Origin of the sequence: Planococcus chinensis (genome assembly GCF_020071995.1) — a bacterium.
In the GTDB taxonomy this organism is placed as follows: Bacteria; Bacillota; Bacilli; order Bacillales_A; family Planococcaceae; genus Planococcus; species Planococcus chinensis_A.
On the sequence record NZ_JABWTK010000059.1, the window covers coordinates 1 to 261 of the forward strand.

Below are 261 nucleotides of genomic sequence, written 5' to 3' on the forward strand. Positions count from 1 at the left end.
TCCTTAACGAGAGTTCACTCGCTCACCTTAGAATTCTCTTCTCGCCTACCTGTGTCGGTTTGCGGTACGGGCACCTCCCGCCTCGCTAGAGGCTTTTCTTGGCAGTGTGAAATCAGGGACTCCAGGGAGTAACTCCCCTTGCCGTCACAGTTCAATGTTTGCGGAAACGGGATTTGCCTCGTTTCCCACCTTGCTGCTTGGACGCGCTCAACCAACGGCGCGCTCGCCTTATCCTTCTGCGTCCCCCCATTGCTCAAACGG

At 56.3% G+C, this 261-nt stretch carries 1 rRNA gene; it reads right to left on the bottom strand.

What is annotated here, in order from left to right:
- Window positions 1-261: ribosomal RNA gene (locus HU147_RS19305) — 23S ribosomal RNA — on the bottom strand; the annotation flags it as partial.